General features: G+C 49.1%; 15 protein-coding genes and 2 tRNA genes. All 17 read left to right on the forward strand.

All coding sequences use genetic code 11. The features are described 5' to 3' along the window. Position 1: 1 nt before the first annotated feature. Positions 2–919 carry a helix-turn-helix domain-containing protein gene (locus P40081_RS06620; protein ID WP_197074338.1) on the forward strand — a complete coding sequence of 306 codons (918 nt, stop codon included), beginning with the start codon at positions 2–4 and terminating at the stop codon, positions 917–919. A gap of 18 nt (positions 920–937) precedes the next feature. Continuing rightward, positions 938–2,020 carry a Gfo/Idh/MocA family protein gene (locus P40081_RS06625; RefSeq protein ID WP_042134256.1) on the forward strand — a complete coding sequence of 361 codons (1,083 nt, stop codon included), beginning with the start codon at positions 938–940 and terminating at the stop codon, positions 2,018–2,020. A gap of 473 nt (positions 2,021–2,493) precedes the next feature. Then, positions 2,494–3,399 carry a branched-chain amino acid ABC transporter permease gene (locus P40081_RS06630; protein ID WP_039296535.1) on the forward strand — a complete coding sequence of 302 codons (906 nt, stop codon included), beginning with the start codon at positions 2,494–2,496 and terminating at the stop codon, positions 3,397–3,399. A 12-nt stretch (positions 3,400–3,411) separates the two neighbouring features. Then, entirely contained in the window at positions 3,412–4,380 is a 969-nt protein-coding gene (locus tag P40081_RS06635) for a branched-chain amino acid ABC transporter permease (RefSeq protein WP_179093401.1), read from the forward strand. Further along, entirely contained in the window at positions 4,349–5,131 is a 783-nt protein-coding gene (locus tag P40081_RS06640; protein ID WP_042134258.1) for an ABC transporter ATP-binding protein, read from the forward strand. The genes P40081_RS06635 and P40081_RS06640 overlap by 32 nt, the downstream gene beginning before the upstream one ends. 4 nt (positions 5,132–5,135) lie before the next feature. After that, entirely contained in the window at positions 5,136–5,837 is a 702-nt protein-coding gene (locus P40081_RS06645) for an ABC transporter ATP-binding protein (RefSeq protein WP_042134260.1), read from the forward strand. A gap of 74 nt (positions 5,838–5,911) precedes the next feature. Next, positions 5,912–7,108 (forward strand): ABC transporter substrate-binding protein, encoded by a 1,197-nt coding sequence (locus P40081_RS06650; RefSeq protein ID WP_042134262.1) that lies wholly within the window; start codon positions 5,912–5,914, stop codon positions 7,106–7,108. Positions 7,109–7,332: 224 nt separating this feature from the next. Then, positions 7,333–8,469 (forward strand): alanine dehydrogenase, encoded by a 1,137-nt coding sequence (gene ald, locus P40081_RS06655; RefSeq protein WP_042134264.1) that lies wholly within the window; start codon positions 7,333–7,335, stop codon positions 8,467–8,469. A 172-nt stretch (positions 8,470–8,641) separates the two neighbouring features. Then, positions 8,642–8,716, forward strand: a tRNA-Glu gene (locus tag P40081_RS06660). 4 nt (positions 8,717–8,720) lie between these two features. Beyond that, positions 8,721–8,803 (forward strand) — tRNA-Leu (locus tag P40081_RS06665). Positions 8,804–9,089: 286 nt separating this feature from the next. Continuing rightward, positions 9,090–9,347, forward strand: coding sequence for an ABC transporter permease subunit (locus P40081_RS06670; RefSeq protein WP_052421700.1), 258 nt, complete (start codon positions 9,090–9,092; stop codon positions 9,345–9,347). Between the two features lie 708 nt (positions 9,348–10,055). Further along, positions 10,056–14,045: a type VII secretion protein EssC gene (essC, locus tag P40081_RS06675; RefSeq protein ID WP_052421701.1), complete on the forward strand. Its 3,990-nt coding sequence runs from the start codon at positions 10,056–10,058 to the stop codon at positions 14,043–14,045. A gap of 20 nt (positions 14,046–14,065) precedes the next feature. Further along, on the forward strand, positions 14,066–14,824 hold the full coding sequence (locus tag P40081_RS06680) for a hypothetical protein (protein ID WP_042134266.1): 759 nt from the start codon (positions 14,066–14,068) through the stop codon (positions 14,822–14,824). After that, entirely contained in the window at positions 14,793–15,044 is a 252-nt protein-coding gene (locus tag P40081_RS06685) for a hypothetical protein (RefSeq protein WP_042134268.1), read from the forward strand. The genes P40081_RS06680 and P40081_RS06685 overlap by 32 nt, the downstream gene beginning before the upstream one ends. A 28-nt stretch (positions 15,045–15,072) precedes the next feature. Further along, the gene (locus tag P40081_RS06690; RefSeq protein WP_042134269.1) at positions 15,073–16,524 is read left to right on the forward strand and encodes a hypothetical protein; all 1,452 of its coding nucleotides are present in this window, start codon (positions 15,073–15,075) and stop codon (positions 16,522–16,524) included. Between the two features lie 20 nt (positions 16,525–16,544). Next, positions 16,545–16,898, forward strand: coding sequence for a hypothetical protein (locus tag P40081_RS06695; protein ID WP_144025951.1), 354 nt, complete (start codon positions 16,545–16,547; stop codon positions 16,896–16,898). 21 nt (positions 16,899–16,919) lie between these two features. Continuing rightward, complete coding sequence (locus P40081_RS06700) at positions 16,920–17,966, forward strand: SAF domain-containing protein (protein ID WP_042134274.1); 1,047 nt, start codon at positions 16,920–16,922, stop codon at positions 17,964–17,966.

Genomic DNA, 17,966 nt, shown 5'->3' on the forward strand with positions numbered 1-17,966 from the left:
AATGAGCCATTTTCCTTTCGGGATTATGTTTGAGAAGCAGGATATGCTTGAAAGACTGGATATTTCAATCCTGTGGGGACATTATGAAATTTCAGTTCTCCGGTTTCATTTGACCTCTTTTCCGCCGGGAAAGGTCATTGATTTCCATAACCATGCTGAATTTGAATTTCATTTCATACCACGGGGCAAGGGAACGGTCATTCTTGGCGAGCAGGCGTATGCTTTAACGGAAGGAATGCTCTACTTAACCGGACCGGGAGTGATGCATCGTCAGGAAGCGGACCCGGAAGAGGCGATGGATGAGTTGTGTCTGCATGTCAATATTGCGGAAAAGCTCAGAGAAGATGCGGATTCATGGGAGGTTGCGGAAGCCGAGGAATGCGTTGAGAAGCTGAGGAAGCTTCCCCCTGTACCTGCGCAGGATTATCACAAGGCTATGAGATGCTTTCTTGAAGCGTATGAGGCCTGCGACGGCAAGCTTACGGGATATTATACTTCTATTAAACATCTTGTGATCAGTATTTTATTGAAGGTAACCAGAGCTTACGATGCAGGCGGGATGGGAACCTCGGCACCGGTCCGGGATATGTTGGCCTACCGCTATCAATATGCCATTCAATACATGGAGGCGAATTCTTCAGCAACCGTGACCCTGGAGAATGTGGCTGAGAAGCTGAATATCAGCTCCAGGCAGCTGCAGCGGATATTTAAACAGATCGATCCGGATAGAACGTTCAGCCGGATTCTTGAAGAGATAAGGTTGCAGGCCGTATGCAGCAAGCTTGAAGCTAGCACCCTGCCGATAGAACACATTGCTGAGTCCGAAGGGTTTACAAATGCGACCTATCTGCATTCGGTTTTCCGCAAGCGGCTCGGGATGACTCCGGCGGCCTACCGCAAGTCCAAAAAATTAAATTAAAAGTGAGGATGAGAGGATATGAGCAAAGTGTATCGTGTTGGAGTTATCGGATGTGGAGGCATTGCGAACGGGAAGCATCTTCCGAGCTTGAGCAGACAGGATAAGGTCCAGGTGGTTGCCTTTTGCGACATTATTAAGGAACGGGCGGAGTCGGCTGCAGAACAATATGGAAACGCGGATGCTGTTGTCTATACGGATTATCTGGAATTATTGAAGGATGCTTCTATTGATATTGTCCATGTGCTTACTCCAAATGATGCGCATGCGGATATCTCTATTGCGGCATTAGAAGCGGGAAAGCATGTGATGTGTGAGAAGCCAATGGCCAAAACAGCGGCAGATGCCAAGCGTATGGCCGAGGCGGCGAAACGTACAGGCAAGAAGCTGACGATCGGTTATGACAACCGGTTCAGACAAGACAGCTTATATTTGAAAAAGGTTTGCGAAGCAGGGGAGCTTGGCCATATCTATTATGCGAAAGCGCATGCGATCAGACGTAGAGCGGTTCCGACCTGGGGTGTTTTTCTGGATGAGGAGAAGCAGGGCGGAGGCCCGCTTATTGATATCGGAACCCACGCGCTTGATCTGACGCTCTGGATGATGGACAATTATAAGCCGAAGGTTGTACTGGGTACCAAATACCATGAGCTTTCCAGGAAAGAAGAGGCTGCAAATGCCTGGGGACCCTGGGATCCGAAGAAATTCACCGTGGAAGACTCCGCCTTCGGGATGATTGTGATGGAGAATGGCGCAACGATTACGCTGGAAGCGAGCTGGGCGCTTAATTCGCTGGATGTGGATGAAGCCAAGTGCAGCTTAAGCGGAACGGAAGCAGGTGCGGATATGAAGAATGGTCTCAGAATTAACGGGGAGAAGCATAGTAAGCTGTACACGAATGAAATTGAGCTTGATGCCGGAGGAGTAGCTTTCTATGAAGGGAAAACAGAGAAGGCTACGGATGTGGAATTGAGAAAGTGGATTGAAGCCATTGAAGAGGATAAAGATCCGGTCGTGACTCCTGAACAGGCTTATGTGGTCTCACGGATTCTGGAGGCTATCTATGAATCTGCACAGACGGGTAAGGCGGTTTATTTGGACTAAACGTTAGACGGTCTGCAGAGTATATCAGGCAAATAAGCTGGACCTCCCGGTGTAAGAGGTGCCAGTTTATTTGCTTTCTAGACAAATTACGACAAAAAGTCTGCCGGTTCAACCCGTTACCCCTTTAATAAATTGAAGGAGTGATGCTGTAAAGAGACAAATGTTATATTAATTGCGTGAAAATAAAGTATTGTATAAGAAAAGGAAACAAATCCTAAAACTATCCTGCTTTAAAATCCTCTGTTTTACTCCCGTTTTCTACGAATTTTTCGAAAACTAACAAAAACCTACCGAATACTACACATACCATGTTATGTAACATAACATTAAATCTTGAATTTTATATTAATTCACATAAAAATTAGTGACGACACCCAACCCTTGTGTTAATATAAATGACATCATAAAGAAATAAAAGAGAGGCAAGGCAGAGAAAGGGGAATTTTGATTATTATGGGGAAAAGGGGATGGCGATGGAGTACTTCATTCAGCAACTAATTAACGGGATTTCCGTAGGCAGTATCTATGCTCTGATCGCCCTTGGTTACACTATGGTTTACGGTATCATCAAACTGATCAATTTTGCGCACGGCGATGTATTTATGGTAGGTTCGTTCATCGGACTCTACAGTGCCAAATATCTGGCGAATGCCGGATTGCCGCCCATCGTTGTCCTGCTCTTGTCGCTGATCATTTCGATGACCATCAGCGCATTGCTCGGTATCACAATAGAGCGTCTGGCTTACAAGCCGCTTCGCAAGTCAACCCGGATTGCCGCGTTGATCACTGCGATTGGTGTATCCTTCCTGCTTGAATATACCGGAGTATTGATTCTTGGGCCTCAGGCTCAAGGCTTCCCGGATATTATGGAGAAGAAGCAATATCATCTGTTCGGTTCTTCCATCCAAGTGGAATCCAATCAGATAATGATTCTGCTAACAACGATTATTCTAATGCTTGTCCTGCAGTATATCGTCCGTTATACCAAAACCGGTAAAGCAATGCGGGCGGTATCATTCGATGTGGAGGCGGCGCGATTGATGGGGATCAACGTAGACCGCACCATTTCAGCTACATTCGCAATCGGCTCAGCGCTCGCTGCTGCTGCCGGAGTCATTTTTGGAATGACGTATAACTCAGTCGATCCTTTGATGGGCGTTATGCCTGGACTCAAAGCATTCGTAGCTGCAGTGCTCGGGGGAATCGGAAGTATTCCTGGTGCCCTTGTAGGCGGGTTGCTGCTGGGAACGGTAGAGACAGAGATTTCTTCACTCGGGTTCTCCTCATGGCGTGACGGCGTGGCATTCGCGGTACTGATTCTGATCCTTATCTTTAAACCATCCGGACTGTTTGGCAAGAATGTCCGGGAGAAAGTGTAGGAGGGAACTACCGTGAAAAATATAAATAAAAAGTTCTGGATGGGCATTATCGTTGCCCTTGCGTTCTATGGAGTCGTTAAAGTTCTTCTAACAACGGGAGTACTAAGTGATGTAAACCAATCTATGCTGCTTCTAATTGGTGTTAACATCATGCTTGCCGTATCGCTCAACCTGATTACCGGGATTACCGGGCAGTTCTCCATTGGTCATGCCGGATTTATGTCCGTAGGTGCATACACTTCGGCGATCCTTACCCTTGACTACAACGTGCCATTCGTTCCAGCCATTATTGCAGGCGGACTCCTGGCAGCGGTATTCGGCGTATTGATCGGAATGCCTACCCTCCGGCTTAATGGTGACTATCTTGCCATCGCCACACTGGGATTCGGTGAAATCATCCGGATTGTCATGCTGAATACAGAATTCGTCGGCGGGGCTTCAGGGCTCAGCGGTATTCCTGCCAAAACAACATGGACGATGTTATTCTTCTTCACCCTGATTTCTGTGGTTCTGATTAATAACTTCATTAGGTCTACACACGGCCGGGCATGTATTGCTATCCGTGAGAATGAAATTGCCGCAGAGGCTATGGGTATTAATACGACACGCTACAAAATTATCGCTTTCACCATCGGTGCCTTGTTTGCCGGGATTGCTGGCGGGCTGTCAGCTCATACGTTCTACGTTATCACGCCGGGCAGTTTCAACTTCCTGAAGTCGTTTGAAATAATCGTTATGGTTGTTCTCGGGGGACTTGGCAGCACGGCTGGTTCCATCGTCGGAGCGGTGTTCGTTACCCTGCTCTACACCTACTTACGTGAATTCCCGGAATGGCGCATGATTATTTACTCCATCGTGCTCATCCTGATGATGATCTTCCGCCCAAGCGGCCTGCTGGGCACAACCAAATTCTCATTCGGCAAGTTCGGCAAAAAGGAGGCTAAGGCAAATGACGCAATCGAAGGCAGCAGTGCTCCTTGACGTTAAGGAAGCCAGCCGATCCTTTGGCGGACTTAAGGCAGTCAGTGAGGTTTCCCTTCATATTAATAAAGGTGAACTGATCGGTCTGATTGGACCCAACGGCGCCGGCAAAACAACATTATTCAATCTGCTGACCGGGGTGTACCCCCCTTCATCAGGCAGCATTCTTCTAAATAACGAATCCATTGGCGGTATGAAGCCTTATAAAATTAACCATAAGGGTGCCGCCCGTACGTTCCAGAACATCCGCTTATTTACGGCTATGACTGTGCTGGAGAATGTCAAAATTGCTTTTCATCAGCATGCGAAACACTCATTGTTCTCTTCTATGCTCCGTTTGCCGAAGCATTTCAAGGGAGAAGACGAAATCACTCAGAAAGCGATGGATATCCTCAAAATATTCAATCTTGCCGATCAGAGTCATGAGGTAGCCAGCAATCTGAGCTATGGTAACCAGCGCCGCCTTGAGATTGCCCGCGCGCTTGCTGCCGGACCCAAGCTGCTGCTGCTCGATGAGCCTGCGGCCGGGATGAACCCGAACGAGACACGTGATCTGATGAATCTGATCGCCTGGATCCGTGAAGAATTCGACCTTACCATTCTGCTGATCGAGCATGATATGTCGCTGGTTATGGGTGTCTGCAACCGGATTTACGTCCTGGACCGCGGAATCCTTATCGCTGACGGAACTCCGGTGGAAATCCGGAATAATCCGAAGGTTATCGAAGCGTATTTGGGACAGGAGGCGTAGAACTATGCTTACAGTACAAGGAATCAATGTTTATTACGGAGCTATTCATGCCTTGAAGGATCTCAGCATCAACGTGAAGCAGGGAGAGATCGTTACACTGATCGGTGCCAATGGCGCCGGCAAGTCAACGCTGCTCAAGACGCTTTCGGGGCTGCTTAAACCCAAGACAGGAAGTATTGAATTCCTGGATAAATCGATTGTCAATCAAAGTGTTCAAGCGATTGTTAAGGAAGGGCTAATTCATTGTCCTGAAGGACGCCGTGTCTTCGCGAATATGTCCGTTGAGGAGAACCTGGAGCTGGGTGCTTATCTGCAGGATTCCAGCAGCCTGGCAGCTGACTTCCAGAGAGTCTACAATACCTTCCCCCGTTTGCTGGAACGTAAGAAGCAGCAGGCCGGAACGCTGTCCGGAGGGGAACAGCAGATGCTTGCCATGGGGCGGGCGATTATGGGACACCCCAAGCTGCTGCTGCTAGATGAACCGTCCATGGGGCTGGCGCCGCTGCTGGTCCAGGATATTTTCAAAATCATTAAAGAAGTCAATGACGCGGGAACCACTGTGCTGCTGGTTGAGCAGAATGCACATCAGGCGCTCAAAATCGCCGACCGTGCCTATGTTCTGGAGACAGGCAGGGTAGTGCTTGAAGGAGACGCCAAGGAATTGGCCGATTCCGATGAAATCAAAATGGCTTATCTTGGTCACTAAACAGATACGCCTACTACAGCAGCATCACAGAAACAACATATAAAAATTAATTAATCGGGAGGCTGGGAGAAACAATGAAGAAAATTGGGGCCATTATTTTGTCGACAGTACTGACTGCGGTATTAGCATCGGGCTGTGGCAACAACACAGAGAACAGCGGTAACTCTGCAAGCGGCGGAAATGCTGCCGCAGGCACAATCAAAATCGGGGCTGACCTTGAGCTCACAGGCGGTCAAGCTTCTTTCGGCGACTCCGCATCGAAGGGCGCGAAGCTGGCTGTTGATGAGATCAACGCAGCAGGCGGGATTCTTGGTAAGCAGTTGGAACTGGTAATTGCCGATAACGCTTCGAAGTCTGAAGAAGCAACGCAAGCAGCACAGAAGCTGATTACCAATGATAAGGTTGTTACAATCATTGGTGCTTCCACTTCTACCAATACGCTGGGTATCGTTCCGGTTGCTACCGAGAAGAAGATTCCACTCGTTGCAGTAGGTGCCACCAATCCTAAAGTTACTGTAGATGAGCGCAGTGGCAATGTGAATGAATATGTGTTCCGCGCAGCCTTTATCGATCCATTCCAAGGTGAAGTGATGGCTAACTTTGCAATCGACTCCCTGAAAGCCAAAAAAGCAGTAATCTATACAGATACTTCGAGTGACTACTCCAAAGGTCTGCAGAAGTTCTTCGAAGAGACCTTCAAAGCTAAAGGCGGCGAAGTGCTGAGCCAGGAGTCCTACCAACAGAAAGACTCTGACTTCAAAGCCGTTCTGACACGTATCAAAGCAGCTAACCCCGATGTAATTTACCTGCCGGGCTACTATGAAGAGGTTGGTAAAATCGTGAAACAGGCCCGTGAAATGGGTATTACCGTTCCATTCCTGGGCGGCGACGGATGGGATTCTCCGCAGCTGGCTGAAATCGCTGGTGCAGAAGCCTTGGAGAACACTTACATGTCCAATCACTACTCGCCTGAAGATACAGCTACTGAAGTAACGAGCTTCGTTGAAGCTTACAAAGCAGCTAACGGCGGTGCAGTTCCGGATGGTATGGCTGCCCTTGGTTACGATGCACTGAAGCTGGTGGCTGATGCCATCACCCGTGCCGGTGAAGCTGATCCGGCCAAAATTACAGAAGCTTTGGCAGCAACCAAAGATCTGCAGCTCGCTACAGGCAAAATTACCCTGAACGAAACACATGACCCGGTTAAAGCGGCTGTCGTTCTGAAATTCGTTGACGGTAAACAGACCTTCGAAACAAAGGTTAATCCTTAAGAAGAAAATCCGCATATACTAAGGTGAATGGAATTGGGGTTCTAAACCGCAGGAGGCCGTGCGGCCTCCTGCATCACCTTAGCTGAGAAGAGAAAGGCTCAATTCTGAGCCTTTCTTTTCTCATATCACTATGCTCACCAAACTTTGCCTGTGCTTCCGAAGCGAGTTTTGCCGATGTTATATCAAGGAAGGTTATGCTTACAAAACTTTGAGGGGGAATCAGCATGATTGTTGGCGTACCCGCAGAAATCAAGAATAATGAGAACCGCGTCGCCATAACCCCGGCCGGGGTAGAAGCACTCCGGAAGGCGGGGCATGAGGTGTTCGTCCAGGCCTCTGCCGGCACAGGCAGCGGCTTCGAAGATCAAGAATACCTGGATAAAGGTGCTGAAGTTCTGGACACCGCTGCGGAAGTCTGGGGCAAGGCGGAGATGATCATTAAAGTGAAGGAGCCTCTGCCGGAGGAATATGCTTATTTCCGCAAAGGCCTGATTCTCTTCACATATCTGCATCTGGCGCCGGAGGCGGTTCTGACCAAGGCGCTTGTGGAGGGCGGGGTGACGGCGGTAGGGTATGAAACCATCCAGCTTGAAGATGGCTCCCTGCCGCTGCTTATCCCGATGAGCGAGGTTGCCGGACGGATGGCTGTGCAGATCGGTGCCGGGCTGCTGGAGAAGCCGCAGGGAGGCAAAGGCATCCTGCTGGGCGGTGTGCCGGGAGTTCAGCCTGGAGAGGTAGTGATTGTCGGCGGCGGTATTGTCGGCACCAATGCGGCGAAGATTGCCCTGGGGATGGGGGCACGCGTGACAGTCCTGGATCTGAATGCGAACCGGCTGCGGGCTTTGGATGATATTTTTTGCGGTAGGCTCATTACTGTGATGTCGGATTCTTATCATCTTGAGCAGGCTGTCCGCAAAGCCGATCTGCTGATCGGGGCTGTACTGATTCCCGGTGCCCGTGCGCCGAAGCTGGTCAAAGAGTATATGGTGCAGCAAATGGCAGAGGGTTCTGTGATCGTGGACGTGGCGATTGATCAGGGCGGCTCGATTGAGACCATCGACCGGATTACAACCCATGAGAACCCGACCTATGTGAAGCATGGCGTGGTGCACTATGCGGTGGCCAATATGCCGGGGGCGGTCGCCCGGACCTCTACACTGGCACTGACCAATGTGACGATCCCTTATGCGCTGCAGATTGCCAATCATGGCATTCATGTGGCTGCGGTCAATAATGCGGCGCTTGCCCGCGGCTTGAATGTGGTAGCTGGACACGTAACGAATCCCGCAGTAGCGCAGAGTCTGGGCTATGAATGTGCCGATGGAATCCGTGTCCTAGCTGCCGCTGGCGGACGTAATTAAGAATGGGAGAATATAGTTTCTGTCCTCGCGAGAAGGTGGGGCTGGGATGGGGAGAAGCGGAGGCTGCACGCCCGACTCTCCCTCATATTTTCTTGAGAAAATAAGGCTTGTCAAATTCATTAAGGTTTGATATACTCATTTTTGTTGTGACAAACACACAAAATTATCATCTGGCTCGTTGGTCAAGGGGTTAAGACACCTCCCTTTCACGGAGGTAACATGGGTTCGAATCCCATACGAGTCACCAATATGCGGTAGTGGTGGAATGGCAGACACGCTATCTTGAGGGGGTAGTGGGTGTATACCCGTGGAGGTTCGAGTCCTCTCTACCGCATAATTGTAATGGACAGGAAACCCTTGATGATTCAAGGGTTTTTTTGTTATATAAATAGAGCGTTTAGAATAGCGACTTGTCTCCGGATGAGTTGCTTTTTTTTGTTGTTGTGGGTACATCCATTGATGGCGCCTTATGTTCTGTTATACCTGCATATTATATTAGACATCGACAGGAGCGGGGGGGGTGCAATGGATTTTGTAATTTCGGTCATGCTTGTGGATGATGAGCCGCTTGCACTGGAGAAAGTATACGATATGGTGCCCTGGGCCTGATTGCTTATGTTATGGAAATGAAGTGGTTCCACCTCAACAACACCCATGCGCCGCTGATTCTGGCCGGACTGAACAACGCCTTCGGCGTATTCTTCATGACCCAGTTCATCCGCTCCTCAGTCCCGACCGAGGTCATCGAAAGCGCGCGGATCGACGGCTGCTCGGAATCGGCCATTCTCACAAGAATCGTAGTTCCGTTCCTGGTGCCGGGCATCAGCACCCTGGGGCTGATCTCCTTACGGATTATTCGGCAAGTATCCTGGGTCTGACCCTGGGCACGCTTCCGCTGATCTCCTCTTCCTCTTCGGCTTCAAAACATTGGTCCGGAGACTTACTGGCGGTGCGGTTAAAGGGTAAGGACAAAAAACGGATATGAAATCAAGCAGAATACCTGAACCAGGTTCAGCAGCAGAAGAATAGGCCGCCATTTTGGCGGCCTATTTGTTTTTGAGTACTACAAAACTTGAGGTAAAGAAGTAAATTCCCGCAGGTATTTTATTTTAATAGGACAATGGAATAGTTTTGACACAGTCATTATTCATAGTATTGAAGTCCTGAAGTAGAGAAGCCGGCAGTTGGCTGATAAATAAATAAAAAAGTTTGACGGGGGTGTACTAACGAAAAAAATACATTTTAAGTAAAGATAGAAAACGGATGGTAAATATAATCGGGGTTAGGTAAAAAAAGTAAATATGCCATTATGCATAATTCCGGTGCTTGCAGAAATGAGCATAGTGGCTATTGAACTATATCTTTATGCTCTGTTAATTTTAATACGTTAAAGAGAAGGGTGACTAATTAGGGATTAATGAACTATATTAACAATAAATGTTATGGAAAATATAAACTATTGTCGAGGATTACCGATAATGCTAAATATAAATCCCAAATTAATGAAATTTTATATTTTTTTATTAAAAATTTTAAATTAAATGAGCTTGGTAATCCAAAATTCCTATCCAGTGGTGATGAAAAAAATGAGCGTACAAGAAATGCTAACCAATCAGGTACAAAGAACCCCTAGAATTAAACCTAGCTATCCGGAAGGCGAACTGGCTCTGGAGGATCCTGCCAAGCCTTCGGGCAAACCGACCTTCTCCTGGCTGACTATTATTATTCCGCCGATCGGGATGATGCTGATTGCAATTTTCATGTCAACCTTGACCAGGTCGTATACGATGCTGATCTCGACGATGAGTATGACGTTTCTAACGGTTATGATCTCGGTGATGAATTACAAATCCAGTGTGAAGAAGCATCTGGAACAAAATAAGAAGCTGGAGAAGAAATATCTGAATTATTTATTCCAAGTCCGCAATGAGCTACAAAATGCTGCCAGTACGCAGCGCGAGGCTTACACATACATACATCCGGATATCTCCAGCTGCATTGAAATCGTCCACGGCAGAAGCAAGCAGCTATGGGAGAGAACGGCAATTGAAGATGATTTCTTGAATACCCGGATCGGAGTGGGGATACAGCCCATTTCACTGGTACCTACATACAGCTCCAGAACCAAAGCAATCGACGACGATAATCCGCTTGAAGAAATCGCTACCAAAATCTGCGAAGAAATGTATTTCGTAAGAGATATTCCTGTGTACATTCCGCTTAGCAATATTAATACGCTTGGCATATTCGGCAGAAAGCGGGAGGTTCGCGATTTTCTGAATGCAGCTATCGTTCATCTGACTACACATCAGGGCTACGATGACGTAAGAATCGTATGTGTGATGCAGCCTGAGGATCTGGAACACTGGGCATGGCTGAAATGGCTGCCGCATACATGGGACAAAGGCCGGAGATTTAGAAGTCTGGCTACGACCTCTTACGAAGCCTCTAATTTTGCCGATGAACTGCTCCCGGTCCTTAGAAAAAGAGAGGAAAGCGGTCAGAGCGGCTATGGCTTGCAGGCGCTGCAGACCCCACATTATGTATTCCTGGTGTTTGCTCCTGAATTGTGGGACAGCACAGAAATGATGAAGGTTTTGCTGTCCAATAATTCCGTGCTTGGTGCGACGAGTATTTTTATCTCTGAGAAGATAGATGTTGCGTTGCCGCTGAACTGCCAGGCCATTCTTGAAATCAGGGACGGTAAAGGAATGGTCCGCAAAGATACGAGGCAGCTATTAAATCATTTAGCAGATCATTTTACAGTTGATTCTCTGGATAAGCAGCATTCAGAGTTTTTTGCCCGTTCGTTATCTCCGCTTAGAATCAAGGAGGGGCAAAATAACAGTTATATTCCGTCAATGGTCACCTTCATGGAGAGCTTTGAGGTAGAGCAGGTGGAGGAGCTGAATGTGCTACAGCGCTGGTCTAAGAATCAGGCCAACCGGACGCTGTCTATTCCCTTGGGACTCGGGGCGGGCGGGAAGTCCCTGCTGTTCGATATGCATGAAAAAAGCTACGGTCCGCATGGATTGGTTGCCGGAACCACCGGTTCAGGGAAGAGTGAGCTGCTACAATCCCTGCTGCTGGGTCTGGCGGTAAATTACCATCCTCATGAGGTTGCTTTTGTCCTGATTGACTACAAGGGCGGGGGAATGGCCAATGCGTTTCAGGGGCTACCCCATCTGGTAGGAACGATCACGAACCTGGGCGGCAACCAGATTAACCGTGCACTCGCATCCATCAAAAGCGAATTGCTGCGCAGACAACGGCTGTTCAGCGATGCCGGTGTAACCAGCATTGATAATTACATCATCCTGTACCGCAACAAGGAGGCCAGTCTTCCGTTGCCGCATCTGATCATAGTGGTGGATGAATTCGCGGAGCTGAAATCGGATCAGCCGGAATTCATGAAAGAGCTGGTCAGTGCGGCGCGGGTAGGAAGAAGCTTGGGTATCCACTTAATACTGGCAACCCAGAAGCCATCCGGAGTAGTCGATGAGCAGATTTGGAGTAACTCGCGTTTCAAGCTATGTCTGAAGGTGCAGACACCATCGGATAGCCAGGAAATGCTGAAACGCCCTGAAGCGGCAGAGATCAAAGAGAAGGGCCGCGGATATTTGCAGGTGGGCAATAATGAGGTCTTCACCCTATTCCAGTCCTCCTGGAGCGGAGCACCGTACGCTGGTGGTGATTCGGCGGGCGATGAAAGACCTCAGATGGATATTGTCACCCTGGGCGGTGAGCGGAGATCCCTGCTGCCGAAGGTGAAGAGTGGTGAAGGGGCTTCGCAACTAAGTGAGCTTCAGGCAGTGGTTAATCACATCGCTGCCCTTTCGGCCGAGCACTCCATCCGGGAGGCCTTCCAGTTGTGGCTTCCTCCGCTTCCGGAGACTCTCCTGCTTACGGAAGTGCTGGAGCCGCAGCAAATCTGGAATGGAATCCACTGGCAGCAGCCAACGGATAATCTGACGGCAACCGTAGGGCGGGTAGATAACCCTGCAGATCAGGATCAATACAATCTGGACATTAATTTTAACCAGAATGGACATTTGCTTGTGTACGGGGCACCGAGCAGCGGCAAAACCATGCTTTTGAAGACCATTATTATGTCGCTTGCCCTGAAATATGATCCTGAATACGTGCATTTCTACATATTGGATTTCGGTACACGGACACTGGGTGTCTTTCATGAGCTGCCTCATCTGGGAGATATTATTTATCCAGAGGAGGAACAGAAGCTTGCTAAACTGATCAGCTGGCTGTTGTCCCAATTGGATGAACGCAAACGTAAATTCTCGCAGCTTGGCATTAGTAATCTGGTGTCTTATTGCGCAGCATCTGGTGACAAGGTTCCATACATTGTTATTCTCCTTGATAACTACACCGGATTTGCGGAAGCATACGATGACCATGTATTAGATCTGGCGAAGCTGGTACGTGAAGGCGGTAACTACGGGATTTATTTTGTATTTGCAGCCAATGCTGTCAGCTCCTATCCCTACCGGATCAGCCAGAATGTCAAGCAGGCTCTGGTGTTCCAAATGTCTGACAGGCTGGATTACAGCAGCATTTTGGGCCGAACGGACGGGATGGAGCCAACGAGCACTGTGGGACGCGGGCTGCTCAAAGATAACCGGATTCTGGAATTCCATACTGCACTTCCGGGGGAAGGCAGCTCAGATGATCAGATTGCAGCCTCACTCCGCAGGATTAGTGCAGAGATGAAAGCTGTGGCCGGAGAGATTGAACCGGTAGGTATTGCCGTAATTCCGGACAAGCTTTCGCTGGAAGAGCTTCTGGAGTGCGCCTCCAAGGCACAACCGGAGGATGGAGAATATCTTGTACCGGCAGGGTTGGATTGGAATACCACACTTCCGGCAGCGATCAATATCAAGCATGTCAGTAACTTTGTTGTATCGTACACCGGCTTGCAGCAGGTGGATTTCAGGTTCAACTCATTAGTGCAAACTTTTCATGATTCGGCAAACCAGGTCACTAAGGAATTCTATCTGCTCGACAGCGGTGTGGCCAACTTGGCGGGCCTGAGGGCCAACCCTGTGCTTACCCGTTATATGGACACGGCTGAAGCGTTCCTGGAACTTACACAATCACTCATTGAACAGCTGCAGCTGCGAAAAAATGATGCCAGGCAGGCCTTTGCCGATTCTCCGGAGCCTGGGGCATTTGACGAAGCTGGTTATATTCTGTCCAAATACCCGCTTCTCGTAATTCTGATGCCGCATTTCAAATCAGCCTTTGATCTGATGGACAATGAATCCCTGGATCACCTAGAGCGGATTGCGAGATTTGGCGGCAAGCTGGGTGTGCTCCTGATGGTCGGCAGCAATGCTGTTGAGCTGAGTAAAATGCAATTAACCACTGAACTTGCGGGTGAACTGATTAACAGTGGAAATGCGCTGTTGTCGGGCGGAGCACCAAGTGATCACACATGCTATGCTGCCGTGATGGAACACCTTGATTACGACGAGCTTAACAGGGGAATGGACGCCAGTGAGGCGATGCTGCTTACAGAAGGGGTAATCCGGCGGCTCAAAATGATAACAGAACTATAGATAAGCAGGTGAAAGAAGCGATGAAACCAGCTCGTGAGGTGTTTGAATTGCATGCTCTGGAAATTATCTATCTGACGGCATTAACGGGAGGAAACAGCTTTCCGGGACTGGATACGGATCTCAAGGCGGAGTCTGAGCGCAGTCTGCGCGCCCTTATGGATGCACAGATGAGATCGCTTGAAAGGAAAGGGTATCTGGAGACTGATTTTATGGGGAACGCGCAGGTGAAGGAAGGGCTTCATGAATTTATCCGTATCGCCTCAGGCAGTACGGCATATCTGTGTCAGATTATACAAAAGTATCAGCAGACGCTTAAGGTCTACTATTTCTTCCGGGACGGCACCTGGTTTGAGCTTGAACATCAGCCGGATGGCAGCAGCTATAAAGTGCAGGAAATTTATGCGTGGCATGAGCTGGTGTTCCAGGTAGTGAACAGAACCCCGTTAGTGCAAGGTCTGGGTAACTCAGAACAATTTCTTGTTGCAGATAAAGAGTCTGACCTGGAAAAATGGGTGGAACAAATGCTGTTGGCCGGTGCATCAGTACTCTCTCTGGCGGAAATCCAATGCACTGAGGAGAAGGTACAAGTACAACGTGAACTGAATTTGCTGATACATGAAGATCATATGTCGCTGCTGCAACGCGGGACAGAAGAACGAGTCATGAGAACTCCTGTTCATTTTGCAGCAGCGGTAGAGGGAATGATAGCTTGGCTGCAAGAAACACATCGCTCAGAGGAGGCCGTATATGTCGACAGCATTAACAACATTTCAGTTTAAAGGCAAAGGAGAGAAGGAACTCGATCTGGAGGTGTCGCTCTTCCTTACGGCGGGGGAATGTGTGGAGCTTCTGAAGCAGGCAAACTGGCTCCCCGATGATTGGGAATTCAAATGTGAGGTCAGCAGTACCGGAGAGGGATGGTCGGAGCTTGGACTGCAGGTGCTTCTGGCAGATGTAATTCAGGGAGACGGGTCAATTATCCGGATATTACCTTACTAAGCGGGTGAATTACCCGAGGAGGTTTCTTATGAAAAGCGTACATTTAGTTTGCTCACCTGAACTCATTATGCTTCTGTCAAGGGCGCTGGAGCATGAGGGCTACGTTATTTCAGGTAAGCACTCCACCTTACATAGCTTTATCAGCGGGTTCAGCAGTAAAGAGGTCGATCCTTCCTCAATCGTAATCATGGAGGGCGGAGCGGGTCTGGGTACACCGGTTAAGGCTGCTGATATTACCGGATTCATGACACTGATCCGCAAGTATCTCAAGCATACAAGACTGATTGTACAGCTGGACCCTGCGCTGCGTACAGATATTGAGTTCATCCGGTCTATGGTAAATATGAACATTCATGATCTGCAGTTCACCACCGAATTCCAGGGCGATGATCTGCTGAACTGGATTAAGGAAAAGAAAACAACAAGGGATTACTATCATATCCTGGGAAAGAAGAAGGGGCTTTTCTCCTTTAGAGGCCAATCGGCAGCAACTACCTCTGCTCCGGTAAGGGAAGAGCTTCCGCCCGCTCCCGTAAGAGCGGTCCAGTCGCTTACCCGCCCGCAGCCCGCAGCCGCTCCGCAAGCTCCGGCAGGTAACAACGGGAGGGCTGCCAATGCTGCGCGTCCTGCCACAGCGGCTACTGCACCAAGGTCAAGGCCTCCGGCAATAACAGAGTCTCCGGCACCTTCCGTAACAGGAACGCTGGAAAGCCTGGAGCAATCCCTACCGTCTGAGGAGCAAACTGCGCCTGTAACGGGTCAGAGAATACTGGGCAGCAATGTTCCCCTCGTTATTGGGGTGTGCGGCGTTGGCGGGGAAGAGGATGTAGGTGCGGCTGCTTTTCTGGTTGCGGCAGGACTGGCTGAATTGGGCTGGAAGCCACTGGTCTGCGGAGATGACCGGCCGGAAATCGGCTCACTTGAACAGATTGTATTTAAAGGTGAGAAGGAAGACTCCGTGTCCACTATGTTTGAATATGAAGGCGTTACGTTTTACCGCCGCGGATATTCCTGGGATATGTCCGAGCTTCTGGCCAGCGGCTTCACACATATCATTCTTTGGCTCGATATTCACCGTGAACGGAAGGGGACTGGCGGGCTGGAGCTGTGGTGGAACTCACAAATTCCAATGATGATAGGCAACGGGGCTATGTGGAAATATGAACTGCTGAAAGAGAAGCTGAATACCCTGAATCCGTTTGAACGCAAGCGATGCAGACTGCTGCTGGAGAACGGGCATCAGGAAGTGCTACAAGTGCTGAAGAAGGATTTTCCGGAAATTGAAGCAACATTGATGCCGGCGCATCAGGACCCGCTCTATCCGGATAAAGCGGCTGTCGCATGGGTTATGAAGCTGTTGACCGTCCAGAAGAAGCTTATCCGTAAGCAAACGCTGTTCTGGATCATCGCAGGAACGGTATTATTTGTGACTTTGCTGTTAATAGGTATCGGTTTCTCATTTGTTCCGGAGAGCCGTTAATTCATAACTAGGAGGCTGCTATGAATTCAGGTTTGGTTAGAAGTATGGCTTTTAATTGCCATCAGCTGCTTGCTCCTGCCCAGGAATGCAGCGACAAGATGAGTACTGCGATCGGAGGCGTATCTGATTACTGGGTAGATATGGGCGGTGAGGAGTTTAAGCAGCATTGCACAGAATGGATTAAGAAAATGAATCAGTTCAAGGCCGCCATTGTCCAGATTGAATCAGAAATGATGAGTTATGCAACTGAATTACAGCGGACAGAAGAGGCGGAGGCTGCAAGAGTGAAGGAAGCACAGCGGCAAGCCAGTGAAAAGGCTGCGGCTGAAGCAGCAGCTGCAGCTGCAGCGAAAAAGACAGGGAAAATCAAATAGGGATGGAAATGAGGTCATGAAGTGGCAGTACGCAAGCGGAAAAAAATGTTGAGATACACGATAATTTCAGGTTGTCTTGTTGCCGTCGCAACATCCGGGGTATGGTTCGCAACCTACCGTCACTACAATGCCAGGCTAATTGATGAGCGGGCCGCTTATGAAGCACAGCTGGCGGACAAGGATGATGTCCTGCAGCGGTATATGGACCAGTCCCAGACAGCCTATGTTCTCGTCTCCGCCAAGCTTGCCGGTGAGGCAATTACCGCAGAGGATGTAATGGCAGAGAAGCTTCCCAAATTCTCTTCTCCGGACAATCTGATCGGCGATTCCAAGGGAATCGTCGGCAAATACCTGAAGATCAATGCCATGCCGGGGACAGCGGTAACTACTGAGATGGTGCGTGATGAGGCGAGACTTGAGCCTTCGGAACGTAAGGAAGAGACAGAGTATATCAAGCTTCCGCTGCGGCTGACCAAACGGGATGTTGTCGATATCCGAATCGTATTTCCTAACGGTGAGGATTACATAGTTGTTGGAAAGAAATCGCTCGAGGATGTTGACCTGGGGAATCAGTATACATTCTTCAACGATAGTGAAGAAGAAGCGCAGCTGCTTCAGGCAGCCTTAGTGGATGCCTATATTAACAATGCTGAGCTGTATATGAAGCAGTATGTGGAGCCTGAGCTTCAGCCGGAGCCAGTAGTGAATTATGTGCCTAACCTGGATGTATTGAAAGTCATTAAAAGCAATCCCTTTATTATTGATCAGGCCAAGTGGAGCCTGGCTGAGGATCTGCGTAAAGAGCTGGAGAAACGGCTTGAAGCCCTTGAAGATGAAGATAACATACGTGTCGGGGCCGACGCCCCTAGCGGCAGCGGTGTAATTAAGCGGAAATCGGAGCAGGGAGCTGCAGCCGCTGAGGCTGCCCAAGTGGACAACAGCCAATCGGTTAACGGAATCATTGACCAGAGTAATCAGGCACCTGTGGATTCCAGCGCAGACCAGAGTTCGGCGGGCGGGATGAATACAGAAGCTACAGGCGAAGACAGTCTGCTGGAAGGAGAGTGA

The organism is Paenibacillus sp. FSL P4-0081 (assembly GCF_000758565.1).
GTDB lineage: Bacteria > Bacillota > Bacilli > Paenibacillales > Paenibacillaceae > Paenibacillus_AQ > Paenibacillus_AQ phytohabitans.

What these genes read in the sequence shown, in the direction of transcription:
- P40081_RS06620 (WP_197074338.1), top strand. Translation starts at nt 2, where the DNA reads ATGAGCCATTTTCCTTTCGGGATTATGTTTGAGAAGCAGGATATGCTT.
- P40081_RS06625 (WP_042134256.1), top strand. Translation starts at nt 938, where the DNA reads ATGAGCAAAGTGTATCGTGTTGGAGTTATCGGATGTGGAGGCATTGCG.
- P40081_RS06630 (WP_039296535.1), top strand. Translation starts at nt 2,494, where the DNA reads ATGGAGTACTTCATTCAGCAACTAATTAACGGGATTTCCGTAGGCAGT.
- P40081_RS06640 (WP_042134258.1), top strand. Translation starts at nt 4,349, where the DNA reads ATGACGCAATCGAAGGCAGCAGTGCTCCTTGACGTTAAGGAAGCCAGC.
- P40081_RS06645 (WP_042134260.1), top strand. Translation starts at nt 5,136, where the DNA reads ATGCTTACAGTACAAGGAATCAATGTTTATTACGGAGCTATTCATGCC.
- P40081_RS06650 (WP_042134262.1), top strand. Translation starts at nt 5,912, where the DNA reads ATGAAGAAAATTGGGGCCATTATTTTGTCGACAGTACTGACTGCGGTA.
- ald (WP_042134264.1), top strand. Translation starts at nt 7,333, where the DNA reads ATGATTGTTGGCGTACCCGCAGAAATCAAGAATAATGAGAACCGCGTC.
- P40081_RS06670 (WP_052421700.1), top strand. Translation starts at nt 9,090, where the DNA reads ATGGAAATGAAGTGGTTCCACCTCAACAACACCCATGCGCCGCTGATT.
- essC (WP_052421701.1), top strand. Translation starts at nt 10,056, where the DNA reads ATGAGCGTACAAGAAATGCTAACCAATCAGGTACAAAGAACCCCTAGA.
- P40081_RS06680 (WP_042134266.1), top strand. Translation starts at nt 14,066, where the DNA reads ATGAAACCAGCTCGTGAGGTGTTTGAATTGCATGCTCTGGAAATTATC.
- P40081_RS06685 (WP_042134268.1), top strand. Translation starts at nt 14,793, where the DNA reads ATGTCGACAGCATTAACAACATTTCAGTTTAAAGGCAAAGGAGAGAAG.
- P40081_RS06690 (WP_042134269.1), top strand. Translation starts at nt 15,073, where the DNA reads ATGAAAAGCGTACATTTAGTTTGCTCACCTGAACTCATTATGCTTCTG.
- P40081_RS06695 (WP_144025951.1), top strand. Translation starts at nt 16,545, where the DNA reads ATGAATTCAGGTTTGGTTAGAAGTATGGCTTTTAATTGCCATCAGCTG.